Source organism: Neobacillus sp. SAB-20_R2A (assembly GCF_049568635.1).
GTDB classification, from domain to species: Bacteria; Bacillota; Bacilli; order Bacillales; family Cytobacillaceae; genus Neobacillus; species Neobacillus citreus.
In genome coordinates, this window is the sequence record NZ_CP145895.1 from 4,094,563 (window position 1) to 4,108,464 (window position 13,902).

General features: G+C 38.9%; 22 protein-coding genes. 8 read left to right on the forward strand and 14 right to left on the reverse strand.

Annotated features, from left to right (window positions below):
• Positions 1–24: 24 nt before the first annotated feature.
• The 5 genes from V5M37_RS19860 to V5M37_RS19880 all read left to right on the forward strand — a co-directional run bounded on the left by V5M37_RS19860 (position 25) and on the right by V5M37_RS19880 (position 1,933).
• The gene (locus V5M37_RS19860; RefSeq protein WP_213120505.1) at positions 25–267 is read left to right on the forward strand and encodes a spore germination protein; all 243 of its coding nucleotides are present in this window, start codon (positions 25–27) and stop codon (positions 265–267) included.
• Between the two features lie 17 nt (positions 268–284).
• A complete protein-coding gene (locus V5M37_RS19865; RefSeq protein ID WP_213120504.1) occupies positions 285–527 on the forward strand; it encodes a spore germination protein in 243 nt (80 codons plus the stop codon).
• 28 nt (positions 528–555) lie between these two features.
• On the forward strand, positions 556–1,032 hold the full coding sequence (locus V5M37_RS19870) for an Hsp20/alpha crystallin family protein (protein WP_213120503.1): 477 nt from the start codon (positions 556–558) through the stop codon (positions 1,030–1,032).
• A 73-nt stretch (positions 1,033–1,105) separates the two neighbouring features.
• Positions 1,106–1,567 carry an Hsp20/alpha crystallin family protein gene (locus tag V5M37_RS19875; protein ID WP_423798839.1) on the forward strand — a complete coding sequence of 154 codons (462 nt, stop codon included), beginning with the start codon at positions 1,106–1,108 and terminating at the stop codon, positions 1,565–1,567.
• 6 nt (positions 1,568–1,573) lie between these two features.
• Positions 1,574–1,933 (forward strand): hypothetical protein, encoded by a 360-nt coding sequence (locus V5M37_RS19880; RefSeq protein WP_423798840.1) that lies wholly within the window; start codon positions 1,574–1,576, stop codon positions 1,931–1,933.
• A gap of 23 nt (positions 1,934–1,956) precedes the next feature.
• Here V5M37_RS19880 and V5M37_RS19885 read toward each other — a convergent pair whose 3' ends face one another.
• Entirely contained in the window at positions 1,957–2,433 is a 477-nt protein-coding gene (locus V5M37_RS19885) for a FixH family protein (RefSeq protein ID WP_423798841.1), read from the reverse strand.
• Positions 2,434–2,528: 95 nt separating this feature from the next.
• Here V5M37_RS19885 and V5M37_RS19890 point away from each other — a divergent pair, with 95 nt between their 5' ends.
• On the forward strand, positions 2,529–2,774 hold the full coding sequence (locus V5M37_RS19890) for a DNA alkylation repair protein (protein ID WP_241114009.1): 246 nt from the start codon (positions 2,529–2,531) through the stop codon (positions 2,772–2,774).
• Positions 2,775–2,831: 57 nt separating this feature from the next.
• On the opposite strand, the gene V5M37_RS19895 is transcribed toward V5M37_RS19890, so the two are convergent.
• The 3 genes from V5M37_RS19895 to deoD all read right to left on the reverse strand — a co-directional run bounded on the left by V5M37_RS19895 (position 2,832) and on the right by deoD (position 6,198).
• A complete protein-coding gene (locus tag V5M37_RS19895; RefSeq protein ID WP_423798842.1) occupies positions 2,832–3,653 on the reverse strand; it encodes a hypothetical protein in 822 nt (273 codons plus the stop codon).
• A 129-nt stretch (positions 3,654–3,782) separates the two neighbouring features.
• A complete protein-coding gene (locus V5M37_RS19900) occupies positions 3,783–5,249 on the reverse strand; it encodes a S41 family peptidase (protein ID WP_423798843.1) in 1,467 nt (488 codons plus the stop codon).
• A 244-nt stretch (positions 5,250–5,493) separates the two neighbouring features.
• Positions 5,494–6,198, reverse strand: a complete 705-nt coding sequence (deoD, locus tag V5M37_RS19905; RefSeq protein ID WP_423798844.1) for a purine-nucleoside phosphorylase — start codon at positions 6,196–6,198, stop codon at positions 5,494–5,496.
• Positions 6,199–6,375: 177 nt separating this feature from the next.
• On the opposite strand from deoD, the gene V5M37_RS19910 reads away from it, so the two are divergent.
• A complete protein-coding gene (locus tag V5M37_RS19910) occupies positions 6,376–6,504 on the forward strand; it encodes a hypothetical protein (RefSeq protein WP_213120496.1) in 129 nt (42 codons plus the stop codon).
• 27 nt (positions 6,505–6,531) lie between these two features.
• Here the strand turns inward: V5M37_RS19910 and V5M37_RS19915 are convergent, their stop codons facing one another.
• The 5 genes from V5M37_RS19915 to V5M37_RS19935 all read right to left on the reverse strand — a co-directional run bounded on the left by V5M37_RS19915 (position 6,532) and on the right by V5M37_RS19935 (position 9,144).
• Positions 6,532–6,855, reverse strand: a complete 324-nt coding sequence (locus V5M37_RS19915; RefSeq protein ID WP_423798845.1) for a YodL domain-containing protein — start codon at positions 6,853–6,855, stop codon at positions 6,532–6,534.
• Positions 6,856–7,017: 162 nt separating this feature from the next.
• Positions 7,018–7,788: a sporulation protein gene (locus tag V5M37_RS19920; protein ID WP_423798846.1), complete on the reverse strand. Its 771-nt coding sequence runs from the start codon at positions 7,786–7,788 to the stop codon at positions 7,018–7,020.
• Complete coding sequence (locus V5M37_RS19925; RefSeq protein ID WP_423798847.1) at positions 7,775–8,596, reverse strand: serine/threonine protein kinase; 822 nt, start codon at positions 8,594–8,596, stop codon at positions 7,775–7,777. The genes V5M37_RS19920 and V5M37_RS19925 overlap by 14 nt, the downstream gene beginning before the upstream one ends.
• 25 nt (positions 8,597–8,621) lie before the next feature.
• Positions 8,622–8,798, reverse strand: coding sequence for a hypothetical protein (locus V5M37_RS19930; RefSeq protein WP_241114008.1), 177 nt, complete (start codon positions 8,796–8,798; stop codon positions 8,622–8,624).
• A 172-nt stretch (positions 8,799–8,970) separates the two neighbouring features.
• Positions 8,971–9,144 carry a YozD family protein gene (locus V5M37_RS19935; RefSeq protein WP_213120491.1) on the reverse strand — a complete coding sequence of 58 codons (174 nt, stop codon included), beginning with the start codon at positions 9,142–9,144 and terminating at the stop codon, positions 8,971–8,973.
• A 170-nt stretch (positions 9,145–9,314) separates the two neighbouring features.
• Here V5M37_RS19935 and V5M37_RS19940 point away from each other — a divergent pair, with 170 nt between their 5' ends.
• Positions 9,315–9,479, forward strand: coding sequence for a hypothetical protein (locus V5M37_RS19940; protein WP_423798848.1), 165 nt, complete (start codon positions 9,315–9,317; stop codon positions 9,477–9,479).
• Between the two features lie 3 nt (positions 9,480–9,482).
• On the opposite strand, the gene V5M37_RS19945 is transcribed toward V5M37_RS19940, so the two are convergent.
• From V5M37_RS19945 to V5M37_RS19965, 5 genes are all read right to left on the reverse strand, one after another.
• Positions 9,483–10,178: a hypothetical protein gene (locus tag V5M37_RS19945; protein ID WP_213145134.1), complete on the reverse strand. Its 696-nt coding sequence runs from the start codon at positions 10,176–10,178 to the stop codon at positions 9,483–9,485.
• A gap of 119 nt (positions 10,179–10,297) precedes the next feature.
• A complete protein-coding gene (locus tag V5M37_RS19950) occupies positions 10,298–10,528 on the reverse strand; it encodes a YozE family protein (protein ID WP_213145133.1) in 231 nt (76 codons plus the stop codon).
• A gap of 74 nt (positions 10,529–10,602) precedes the next feature.
• Complete coding sequence (locus V5M37_RS19955; RefSeq protein ID WP_213145325.1) at positions 10,603–10,884, reverse strand: YokU family protein; 282 nt, start codon at positions 10,882–10,884, stop codon at positions 10,603–10,605.
• A 12-nt stretch (positions 10,885–10,896) separates the two neighbouring features.
• On the reverse strand, positions 10,897–12,330 hold the full coding sequence (gene ablA, locus V5M37_RS19960) for a lysine 2,3-aminomutase (RefSeq protein ID WP_423798849.1): 1,434 nt from the start codon (positions 12,328–12,330) through the stop codon (positions 10,897–10,899).
• A 164-nt stretch (positions 12,331–12,494) separates the two neighbouring features.
• A complete protein-coding gene (locus V5M37_RS19965; protein ID WP_423798850.1) occupies positions 12,495–13,886 on the reverse strand; it encodes a sigma-54 interaction domain-containing protein in 1,392 nt (463 codons plus the stop codon).
• Positions 13,887–13,902: the final 16 nt, after the last annotated feature.

Here is a 13,902-nt window from a genome sequence, read left to right on the forward strand (position 1 = left end):
ACAATGTGTAAAGGATGTGACAGCATGCAGACTGTTATCAACATTTTCAGCTTTAAAATCAACAGTGTCTCAAACAATGGGTCTGTCAACATCGGTGACGCACTTCATAATGCTCACACGGCCAATACTAAATCCCAGGGACAAAATGCATCCTATGGAGATTTCGCACCGCCGACTGCAGCTATGGAGAATGTCTTTATTGATCCGGACATCAATGATATGGGAGATATCGCGAATCCATCTAACGTCTTTTCAAATCCCATATAAAGGACTGAAAAATTATCATGCCTTTTCAAATTAATATATTTAACATTAAAACAAATGCCATGAATAATAATGCCAACATTGATTTTGGCCCGATTGTCCAAAACAGCCATACCTCCAACCAAAAATTAATCGGTACGAATATGGCCTTTGGTGATTTATCTCCTTCATCCTCCGGTCATGTCAATGTTTATACCGATATTGATATTACCGATCAGGACCAAATTGCTAACCCTTCAGCCCCGATTTTGAATCAAATATAATTTTTAGCAATCGAAAGGATGTAATGTTATGTTCCCATGGAATATGTTCCCTTTTAACAAAGACGTGAGGGAATCTCTTCAAAAAATGAAACCAGATGAGATCGACAAATACGTTCAGGATATCATTGGCAAGGTTTTACCCGGAAATATGAAAGGAATGATGAACCCGCAGGAAATGTTCAGTGGCTTTGGGCCGCAATCCTCCACTTCTCAGCCTGGAACCGGGGCATTAAACTCCTCAGCCTTTGAGACACACGATTACGTATTTGTAAGGATCCCCATTAAAGATGAAGAATGGATCAAAAAACTTCGCCTGTATCATACGTCAAATCAGCTTATTCTCGAACACATCCCCGAACCCGGAGATAAACACACCATCACCCTCCCAGCCATTGTCAAAAAGAAAGGTGCAGCAGCAAACTATAAAGATGGCACCCTTGAAGTGAAAATCCCGAAAAATATCGATATGCAGTTTTCACAGATTGATGTAACGGAAATTTTGTAATACTACATTTCTTGCATGTTTTTTTATCAAATTAATAAGATGAAATAACTGGCCATTTTCAAGGGGTGATATGATGGAGATTGATAAATTAAAAAAATGGATGGATGCAGCGCATAGCTTCCAATCGGAGGATTTTTGGAACAATATTTTCGATTCCAAGCAAACTTCTGCAGCCCCTTTCAATCCACAAACCATCAGCGATTTTTTTCCAAAATGTGATTTATTCGAGGAGGATAATATGCTGATCCTTGAAGCTGAGGTCCCCGGATTGGTACGGGATCATCTCAATATATCCATCCAGCAGCAGGTGCTTACCATCAAAGGGGAATTTAAATCACTGCAGACTAATCGCAAGTATCATATTAAAGAACGGGCTAATCGGAAGTTTAAGAAGGAATTAATACTTCCGTATCCAACGGTCAGCCACCAAATAAAGACAGATATTAAAAACGGGATTTTAATGATTTTTATGCCCATTAATCTAGAAGAAGTTGAAGACATTCCTATAACCTTTAACTCTACCGATCCTGAATAAAGCACAATGATGCAAATTTTCTCAGGAAAATTCACCAAGCAGCAAGGGCATAAAAAAATTTCCGAGTTAGAGAAAAGAATTGCTGTTCTTAAGGCGGCTATACAGGAATTTAAACAAGAAACAGAGTCAACAAAACCGAATGTAAAAAATGTTAATTTAAATTGGCATAATCTAAATAAATCTTTGATTGAAAAATTGACAGTGGGAAAGCAGGATAGCACCATCAATTTTGGTCAGTTAGATATTAATGAACTATCAGGACATTTAACAGTAGGAACGTCTTATGAAGGGGATTTTTCTGAAGAAATAAGAGCTAAGATAAAAGAAAAGCTTGAAAAGAAAGGTATAAAAGATGCTAAGGTCTAAAAGACAGCCAAAGGCTGTCTTTTTTAATGTCCATTAGTAGAATTGTCGTGACCTTTCATATCCATATTTGAGTGGCTTGCATTTGGGTCTTCGGGTTCACTTGGTGTACCGACAACGAAATCCTTTTTGGGCATGCTGTGCATGTCTCTTGCAGTCACATGGGAAATTACATAGTAGGTACCTTCTGTTGGAAAGGACTTTTCTAATCGGTAAATTCCATTTTCCGCATGTTTAACATTGATTTTTTCATGTTTTTCGTCCTTTGACCGCCAAATCTCAAACGTCACTTCATCTGCGTCCTCAACTGCTTCTTTTCCTTGAGTTACCTTTGCCTCAAATATAACCGGCTTATTTAGTTCTGCTTTTTCCGGTTTAATAGTGAGAGCTACCTCTATTATTTGCGGAGGCTCATTGGTTGCGTTATGATTATCCTGTTTACCGCAAGAGGCTGCCAAAATTAAAAAAAGAATAGACAGCACACACCAAAGATATTTTTTCATTTATTTTCCCCTCCTGTCTCTTCACTTGAATTGTACATACTTACCAATATTATTGCAAAAAATAGATTTTAACAAGTCAATGAAAGGAGAAACCTATGACAACACCATACAGATGTCCAAATTGTAAAACCAATCGAAGCCGTTTTAATATTATTCAACAAGTATCTCATTCCGTAAAAATGGATCCCCAGTCGGGCTCTGTCATTCGAGAATACGCCAGTAATGAGTTAGAACCGTTTCATCTTCCGTACAACGGACCTGATTATCGAGTTCAGTGCGGGGCCTGCGGATTAATTGAAGATGAACGAACATTCATCAAACATGGCGAACAGCCAATCTAGTATTTCACAAAAAAACACCTTATGGAGGAAATCTCCTCTCATTAAGGTGTTTTTTGTTTATAGGTTATTTGCTTTAATAAATTGCTTCGAATCAATCTTCCAAGCATCTGCAGGAGAAAATCGCACCAAATGAATAGCCCCTTTATAGATTTGTCGGCCGCGATTTTTTATCACCCAATCAAGTTCAACGGGAACCTCCAAGCTAATTTCTTCTAATAAATCCTCTGGTGGCAATAACTCCATGCGTGAAATTCTAACATTTTCAATATTCTTTAGAATTGGCTTCAAACGGATATTTTGCACCGATGCCTCTGAAATAATGTTTGCATCCTGTTGTTTAAAGCCAGTTATGTAAGCATTGATTACCTCGTAAGGATTGGCTTCACCTAGATAATCGTCCAATTTTCCGGCTGATTTGAGAATCATCAGCTTATGGGATAAATCCATGGAATTTGTCCGATGCGTTGTACTCCCATAAAAATGAATGCAAAAATGGCCAGGAAAATTATTTTTTAAAGCACCGGCACCGTGTGGCATTCCATGCATGGAAGCAGCAATCCAATTGTCTTTTTGATCCATGACGATTATCGCCCTGCGTTTCCAGCTCCATTTTCCGCCATAAATTTTTTTCATGATTTTCGTATCTTTTACGGTTAATGGTTGGACATCCGCATGATTGCTGCCAGCACGCCGCTGCACCTTAAATCGTTTCCCCGTTTCCAGATCGATGACGGTAAATTTAGAATACCGCGGCAATATTTTATCGACCTGTTTCCAATCAAGCATTTCGATTTTATAACTGATATCGCTATCGGCCTGAACCCTTTGCCCGACGAGGAGGATGCCGATCAATAGCCAAATGATGGATATCTTCTTCATAAATCCCCCTTTAAATACAAAAAATATACTATTTAAAGAGTTACCTGAAGAAGTCATGTTCATTCATTAAATTTAATAAGCCTGCCACCCTGCTGCTTAACTTAAGCAGCAGGGTGGCAGGCCCTTCGTTTATTGCATTTTTTCTCTTAAGACTTCGACTGCTTTTTGAACTTGGGTATCGTCAGATTTGATTTTTTCCCTTAATAGTTCCATCAGTTTCATGGTAGAGTCACCTTTTAGGATTCCATCAGCCGGCAGGTTATTGGCTGTCTGTAATGCAGTTACAGCCTCTTTTGTCTTTTCATCAAAAAATCCATCTTCACGGCCCGGATCAAAACCAATGGCTTTTAACATTTTCTGAGCGGTTTGCACTTCAGCTGAAGATGAAGATAATGACAGCTCTTTATCAGGATTAATGATTGACAAGGATGCATAATCCGGTAATGCTACTTCCACATCAGGCTTAATCCCTTTTTTATGAATCCAATTACCATTAGGTGTCAGCCACTTGGCAATCGTAAATTTCAGGTTGGAGCCGTCTGTGAAATTGGAAGCAGTCTGCACAGTTCCTTTCCCGAACGATTTTTCGCCAACCAATGTAACACCAGCTGATTCTTTAACCGCAGAAGCTAGGATCTCAGATGCACTGGCGCTGCCTTTATCAATCAGAACAACTAAAGGAAGATTTGGACTGCCGGCATTTTGTGATGCAATTTCTTTTATCTTGCCATTACGGTCCTCTTCCTTAACAATTACTTTTCCTTTCGGAACAAACATACTCGATATACTTACAGCCTGGTCCAAAAGACCGCCTGGGTTCTGTCTAAGATCTAATACAAGACCTTTCATCCCTTTCTTCTGCAAGTCATTTAATGTGCTTGTCAATTCTTTTGCGGTATTAGTTGAAAAGCTTGTAATTTGCACTTTTGCGATTTTGTCATCAACCATTTCCCCATATACCGTTTCAATTGGGATTTGATCGCGGATAATCGGTACAGAAATCGGGGTATCTTGTCCTGTTCTCTTAATGGACAATTCGACCTTCGATCCCTTCTTACCCCTGATAATGGTTACAGCCTGAGTAGATGTCATGCCTTGAAGGTTTTTTCCATCAACTGAAAGAATAATGTCATTAGGCTGTAAACCGGCTTTTTCCGCCGGGGACCCTTTTATCGGCGAGACAATCATAATATGACCGTCTTTTTCTTGAATCTCAGCGCCAATTCCTTCAAACGATGAAGAAATGCTGTTATTAAAATTCTTGGCCTCATCTTTGCTCATATAATCAGAATAAGGATCGTCCAAGGATTCCACCATTCCGTTAATGGCTCCATTAATCAGTTTTTGATCATTTACCTTTTTGTAATAATCCTTATTTAAGGTGTCAAATGCTTCATACAGTTTTGCAAATTCTTTTCGGTCGTTGTTAACTGTCACTACTTTTTCATCACCAAATGAAAGGGCAACTGTAGTGATTCCTGCTGATAAAAAAACAATCAAAAAAAGCAGCATAATAAAGTGAAATCTTTTTAAACGAATATATCCCGGCTTATTGTTATCCGACATTTGCTCCTGCTCAACTTTTTCCTGATCCATTTTCTCTTCTTCCAAAGCCTTCACCACTTTCATTAACCATCAAAATAAGAAGCCGACTTGCTTTCGTGACTAGCAAAGTCAAGACTCGCTATAATTTTTGAAGCACTTTATAAATCTAAAAATTACCCTTAGTGTTTAGAATAACATCTTTTTAATAAATTTAACAAAGAAAAGTTAATGAAAAAATTATTAAATATTAATTAAAAATAGTAACCCCCTTCATTCCGGAAGGGGGTTATGTCGATTATTCCTTAATAGCTGCTTCCAATGCGACTTCTATCATATCATTAAAGGTCAATTGTCTTTCTTCGGCCGTTGTCTCTTCACCGGTTAAAATATGGTCACTGACAGTTAAAATAGATAGAGCCCGCCGGCCAAACTTGGCAGCAAGAGTATAAAGCGCTGTTGTTTCCATTTCAATAGCAAGGATTTGATATTTCGCCCACTTTTCAAGCTCGGCATTATCGTTATAAAAGGAATCCGCTGTAAAAACGCTGCCTACTTTTAAGTTAAGCCCCTTCTGCACCCCTGCATCATAGGCATTTTTCAACAAATCAAAATTTGCCGCAGGAGCATAATCAACATGTCCAAACGTCAGCCGATTGATATTAGAATCCGTTGAGCTGGTCATTGCCAAGATGACATCACGGACTTTTACATCCTTTTGGATGGCACCGCATGTACCGACCCGAATTAAGTTTTTTACATTATAACTTTGGATTAATTCATTCACATATATAGAAATGGACGGAACTCCCATTCCTGTTCCTTGAACGGATATTTTTTTCCCTTTATATGTACCAGTAAATCCAAACATATTCCGAACTTCGTTATAGCACACTGCCCCCTCTAGAAACGTCTCAGCAATGTATTTGGCACGAAGCGGATCTCCCGGAAGAAGTACTGTTTCAGCAATTTCATGCTCTTTTGCGCCGATATGTACACTCATCAATGGAACCCTCCTTATTATGTATGTGCAATAACATGTTGCACCATAGTCACTATAACATACAGCATTTTTTAATAAAAACCAAAATGAGAAAAATCATGATTTTTTATTTTTTGTGGGGAATTATATTTGTAGGCCCAAATTTATATTTTGAAAATTACTATTGGAGGTTTGAAAATGGGAAAAAAACATCGAAACCGAATTCGCGGGCAGAAAAAAAATAATCACGTGCCGCCGGAAGCCATCATTGCTGAACATGAGGCACATGCAAAAGAGGATAGTGCTACCGGAGGCAGAAAGCACTAATGCATTAAAAGAGGCTGACAAAACGGGTCAGCCTTCTCTATCTGTAAAAAGAATTATTCTATTTATCGGGAACCAGCCGCCAGGCTGAAGTTGAAAATAATATTGACCACCGCGCCCCTCATCAATTAAAACAATATCCCACGTGGATAGAAATCTCCCTCTATAATTGGGAGGGATTCTATCCGTAACATTAAATTGGCTAAAGGTTTCCTGAAGACACTGTTCTCTGCTGCCTGCTTGAATGGTTGTCCGGTAAACCTGTTTATGCCCTTTCCTTTCGCGATGTTTTGGAGTTTGAAAGAGCGTCACATCATATTGAATATAGGTCCTTCTTGTCAGCATTTTGATCATAATACCCCTCCAATTATTAGAATAATTTGTCTATTTTAATAATTAAAGACGGGTATTGTCGATTCCTTCAAAGAAACAACACTATTTTTGTCGAAAAGTAGTTTTTTATAAAAAACAATGGCACCATATGAACAGCACCATTGTTTAACCACTTATTAATTATTATGAATATCTGCCAATCACATTTTGGATCTGCTGTCTTAGAGAAGGGATATCTGAATTGGTAACGGTCATTCTTACGTTTGTTTCATCCGTTCCGAGTGCTTCTGAGAATAAACCAGAAAGTCCTCTTGCCTTGCGGTCGACCTGGAACATTAGGTCAAGGCCTCCATTTCCAGCAGGGAAGAACACAACTTCAAGCTCATCTAAGCGTCCACGGAATGATCCGGACACCGGAACAAACTCAAATTCTTGAACAAATGGCAGGCGTCCGCGCAATCTTCTCGGCGCTTCTTCACAATCGGCCTCACGAATTCTAAATCCAAGGCTGTCGACAGCATCAAAAACCGCAGACATTAACTGGTTGGGGACAACCTTGAGATAGTCTTTGTCCCCTGGATCCACTGCTCCTTTAATATCTAATCCAGTGGAAACCCACACTTTAGACCTTCCAATAGATAAGGGAGTATCATATGGCAACTGGAACGTAAACGGGATTTCCCTTTTCTCATTTACATTAATTTTAAACGGTGTAGTAATCCGGAAACGGTCGATGGTGGCAGTGACCGTATACTTACGGTCATCCGATTCTTTTAAGTAGGTAGTATTTAAAGCAAGGTAAATTTCATCAATCTGTTGATCCACTTTACCCCCTTTTATTTCTACAACACCTTTCACTGTTTCTCCCGGCATGTAGGTGTCCTTTTCAAGCTTCGTGTCCACGGTCGCCGCGCCAATTCCAACACTGGCAAACATTTTGTTAAAGAGTGACATTGTTTATTCCTCCTAAATCATTCATAAGATTTTGTATATCTTTTTTTACTTGTATGCAATTGTCATAAGGAGTCTCAAGCATGAGCAATTTTCGTAAAATGTGTTTAGCATTGTCTGTTATATCTAATTCCTTTTCCCAGCTCATTTCCCTCTTATTTTCAGGAAATGAGAAGTTTGAATATATCAAAAACAGCAAAAAGTGACCCAGACCATAAAAATCAGCCTGGAAATTCAGCTCTTTCCGGGGGTTCGATTCCTTGGATTTTTTACCTCCGACGGTACCCAAAGATCTGGCTAACCCCAGATCAATTAACTTAATCGCTGACCCGTCAAAAATTACATTTGGAATCCGGATATCCCTATGAACAATATCCCGCTCATGAAGATAGCCGATCATCTCAAGCAGCTCATAGCCAATGGAAAAAGCTTCTCTTTCGGTTAACTTCCATCCCTCAGAGAAAATAAGCTGCTCGTAATTCTTACCCTCGATATATTCCATTGTAAAATACGGTATATGTCTATATGTACCCCCCTCAAAGTAATGTGGGAAACCCGGATGGTGAATGGAGTTCAGCAATTTCTTTTCAAATTCAAACCCTCTCAGGCCAGTCCTGGTGATTCTTTTATGAAGCCTTAATGCTTTTAAAACCTTGTAATCTTGGGAGGAAAGATCAAGTACTAAATAGCTATGTCCGTAACTCCCCATCCCAAGATGCTCCATCACTTTATAGCGGCCAGAAATTATTTCTTCTTTGGAAAACGGCTTTTCAATGAAACTTGATAAACCTAATATTAATCTTTTATACATTTCGGCGGACCTTTTTTTTTCACAGTTAACTGCTAAAGAAACTAGACAGGAAGCTGCCGCTTTTATGCTTCTTTTTATAGTGATAATGCCCCATCTGGCTGTGCTTATAATGGTTCTTTTTTTTCCAATGATCACTTGAAGACCCATACTTTTGATGATGAAGCTGGTTCTTAAAAATTGATTTAAGGATTTTTTTGAACATCCATATCCCCCCAATCTTTCGTATTCATATATACGAGAGGGACAAAAAAAGGTTTCGCGATTTTTAAAATTTTTAGGACGTTTTACCCGTATAAAACAAAAAGCGAGCATGGACTGCTCGTCTTTCGTTTTCATCTATATAATAGTCATTTTTTTAGGAAAGCAGTTATAACTTAATCATCCTGTACTTCTTCATCAATAATGCTTTTTTCAATTAAATATTCAAACGTAATGTCTGCGATTTCCTCTAATTCCTCTTCGCTAGGAACGTATCCTCTTTTGACAAGTTCGTGAAAGAAAAATTCAGCAATTTCTTCTGTATCAATAAATACTTCAATTTCTCTCAAGTCATCGCCCCCTTTTTACAGAATGTATGACCGTTAAAGCTTTTTCATGCTAGTTACTTTGGGATGTCTAATTGGTTCGAGGTGAAATTCTATTGAAGATTAAAATTTTTCAGTTCTGAAATTGCTGGACAAGCATAGGATGAATAATAAGATATCGACGAGGTGATTGTATGACGAATTTACTTTGGAAGCTTGAGGCTTGGATGGAAGATGTAAATCGTGAGGATGGCATCACCCTCCAATATTTCGAAAAAATCTTAGATTCCTTGTTTTTTCTTATTAAATGGGCTGGTATTCCATTTATTTTTTATCTATTGTTTGAAATATTAACCTGACAGCTAGACATGGCTTTTGCCATCGTTATTAACAAGACTTTCCAACTTCTTCAGGATAACCCGCATAACTTGATAATATTCTTGATCATGAAATAATTCATAAAGAATTCGGTAGTCATTAAATATGTCTAATAGATTATCAATTAATTCTTTTTTCTCCTTTTTGCGAGAAATTTCTTCAAATTCTGCTTTTCTCACCATGTTCTGTATATTTGGGCTTTTTGTGGTTTTATCTTGTTTGTTCACTAAGTATAAAAGACCAAGCTTTTGAATAAATGTATCAGCACTTTCTGCATCAGCGACAAGTGTCAGTTCTTCTTCCCCGACTTCCAGCCATTCCCCGTCACTTACCCTTGACAATTCGTAAATGACATCTTCCCAGGCGTCTTCTTTATAGCGCCAAATTTCTGTCCGAAAGCCAATCACTTTAAAAAGATCCGCACCATAGCCGCTAACTTGAACCAAATCGCCGATAAAAAACTTGTATTCTATATCAATTTGTTCCTGTTCTAAGACCTTGCCATCATATTCTGAGAGCAATTCCAATGCTGATTCATTAAATAAACCATGGCTTTTATTGACTTCATACACATAATCTCCGTCCAGCCATTTCACATCCGTCACTCTGCCTACAGTCCCGTAAATTGTAATCACAACCGTATCACCTATTTTATACTTTGGTTTTTTCCTTTTTGTCATTTCCTCTCCTCCCCTTTAAAGATTAGCCGTGAATTTTGATTACAATAGTATATGCGAACATCTTTTTAAAAGCGCTAGACATTTTTAAAATGAAAAAATCGCCTCATCATGAAGGCGATTTATCGGTCTTTATACTCTGACAAAGTATATATCTGCCAGGCCTCATCAAAGGTTGACATAGAATCCAAATAATGGCCGTTAAGTTCAAGATAGGCCGTTAGTTCATAATAATCCAGTGAATATTTAGGAAAGTCATGATCCAAATAGGCGTGATTGGCAAACCGGCTGATTGCGTCTTTTGGGGCCGGATGCCGGTATTTCATTAAAAAATGGTAAAATGATTTATTCATTGATAAAACGCCTTTCTAAAAAGACTTCTTTTTATCAATAAATATTAATCCAACCACTCTCACGTGTCCAGTACTTATGAAAAATCAAAGTAGTTTCTTTTTAATAAGCGAGGGATGCTCATAAGCTCCTTAAAAGTAATGATCTTCCCCACCTTCTTGCTGTCAATTAAAAATAATTGATCTTCTATTTCTTTAATGGTCGCCTCGCTTTGATATACCATGGAACAATCAGGACAGTCGAAAGCAGGTGTCTCCGTGATTTCAATTGCCCTCGAGCCATCAGGCAATTCCCAATAAACTGTACTGGAAACACTTTTTACGTTTTCACTGCTGCACCATTCACAAACCAAGACCATCAACTCCTTTCCCTACTCTGTTGGCGAGTCTGCCTTTACTTCGGTATTTTGTTCCGTTTCATTTTCCTTTTGGATTAACGCTTGATACTTTTTCTCCTTTAATTCATCCCGCTTGCTTCGCTTATCCTTTAATGTGGAGTGGGCAGGATCTTCGGTGTATCCCTTACGGCGATTTAATCTCGACAAACCTTCCGGAACAAGATTAAAATGCTGGTCATTCATAATTCCAGCGATGCCATTGAGCGATTTTTTCTCATCTATATCTGGATAAACCTCTTTAAAATAGGCATCTGCTCTGCCAGGCAGATAATTTTCCGGCTCCGGATAAGAGGTAATCACTCCTTCAAAATTGCGGAGGACAACTTTCTCCGGGCTTTGGGAAATCAGATAATTCGGCTGCAGAGCAATTTTTCCGCCGCCGCCGGGAGCATCTACCACAAAGGTAGGTACTGCATACCCAGAAGTATGGCCGCGAAGTCCCTCAATGATTTCAAGCCCTTTGGAAACTGGGGCACGGAAATGTCCGATCCCTTCTGACAAATCACATTGGTAAATATAATATGGCCGTACCCGAATTTTCACGAGGTCATGCATTAATTTTTTCATAATCGGAACACTGTCGTTGATTCCGGCAAGGATAACGGACTGATTGCCAACAGGAACACCGGAATTTGCTAGCATTTCACACGCACGTTTCGAATCTTCTGTTATTTCAATTGAAGTATTGAAATGTGTATTTAGCCAAATAGGGTGGTATTTTTTTAAAATGTTGCAAAGGTTTTCCGTAATTCTTTGTGGAAAAACAACAGGTGCTCTTGTCCCGATACGAATAATTTCGACATGGTCGATTTCGCGCAAATTCTTCAAGATATATTCCAAAATATTATCATTGATTAACAGCCCGTCTCCGCCGGAAATAAGAACATCCCTTACCTGCGGGGTCTGCCGTATATAGGAAATGGCTGCATCAAGCTGCTTTTTCGGGACGCCCATACCAATCTGCCCGGAGAACCGCCGTCTTGTACAATAGCGGCAATACATCGAGCACTGATTCGTGACCAGAAATAAAACCCTGTCTGGATAACGGTGTGTTAATCCCGAAACCGGCGAATCCTCGTCTTCATATAAGGGATCTTCAAGATCGTATTTTGTCTTATAAATTTCCTTTCCGACTGGGACAGATTGCATTCTGATTGGACAGCGTGGATCATCAGGATTCATTAGGGATGCGTAATAAGGTGTAATGTTTAAGGGGATGGTTTTAGTTGAGATTCTTACACCCTCTTCTTCATCGGGGGTAAGATTGATTACCTTTTTTAAATCGTCAAGGGTACGAATTGTATTGGTTAACTGCCAAAGCCAATCGTTCCACTGATCTTCCGTTACATCTTTCCAAAGCTCTATGTCTTTCCAATGCCGGTCAGGCTTATATAAGTATTGTTTCATTCATTATTCCTCCTACTCCTTGCTTACTTTAATATTATGCAAGTATCGTGCCAAAGCGAAAAACAAAGGTGCCCGTTTGTGTCCTGCCGGTCCGAAGGAGGAATTGAATACTTTTTTCATTTTTAGAAAATGAAAAGGTGCCGAAAAGTCGGCACCCATTAACATTACATCAATTTTTTTAATTTATATTGTAAAGTCTGTCTTGGGATTTCCAAAAGCTCGGCAGCCTGTTTTACATTGCCGCCGGATTGTTCCAACGCCTCGATGATCAGTTTTCTTTCAAGGTCATCAACATGTTGACGCAGTGATATATTTACACATTCCCTGACATTCCTTCTTATAAGGGATGAATGCTGCTTTAACATGATTGGCAAGTCTTCAGTGGTTAATAAACTGCCATTGCAGACATTCATCATATATTCCAATGTATGTTTTAATTCACGGACATTTCCAGGCCATTGATAATCCATGAAGAGGAATTCCAGTTTTTCTTCCATTCCTAGGATATTTTTTTTGAGTTTATGATTATATTCTTGTATGAAGAATTTGCATAAATAAATGATATCTTCCTTTCTTTCCCGAAGCGGCAACAAAGAAAAGGTAAATACATTTAAGCGATAATAAAGGTCAGAGCGCAGTTTTTCTTCTTGAAGTAATTTATTTGGATGAACATTTATCGCAGCGATGACACGGACATCCACGGCACTGGTTTCAGAACTCCCCACCCTTCTGACCATCCCCTCCTCAAAAACCCTAAGAAGCTTCGCCTGCAATTCAATTGGCATCGCGTGAAGTTCATCAAGAAACAGGGTGCCCCCATCAGCAAGCTCAAATAACCCTTTTCTGTCAACGGCTCCCGTATAGCTTCCTTTGGCCGTTCCAAACAGCATACTTTCAAGCAGGGTTTCAGGGATGGCAGCGCAATTTTGCGCAATAAAGGGCCCGTTTGACCGTCTTGATTCATGATGAATTCCTTGTATAAATAATTCTTTACCGGTACCAGATTCACCGTATACAAGGATGGGAGAATCCGATTTTGCCAGTTTCCTGGCTTCCTCCTTCATTCTATTGAAGATTGGGTTTACCGTTTTTAAATCATTTAACGTATAGCGGACCTGTGGAGGGGTCTTTTTCCGTTTGCTTTTGTTCAGTCCTTTTTGCAGGTCTAGCAGCCTTTCCGCAAGCAGTTTCATCCGCGAATAATCTTTTGCAATTTCAACTGCACCGATAATTTCATCATTCAGCAGAATTGGCAAGGTAGTATTCATGGTGTCAATTCTGGCGCCATGTAAATTAACGTATTCTTGGGTCTGGTTATAGATTGGCTTAGCTGTTTTGATGACCTTTAACAAGGTGCTTGAATCTTCTGTTAGGGAAGGGAAAGCCTCTAACAGGTGCTTCCCAAGAACCTCTGTCACCTCCATTCCATCATGCCTTGCCGCTACTTCATTATAAAAAATGGTCTTCCCTTCGATATTAACCACATGGATTCCTTCATCAATACTTTTTAAAATGGCACTTAGAACTTCCTGTGTTAAAGCAGTTAATTGGCCCATTATTTCACCTGCCCCT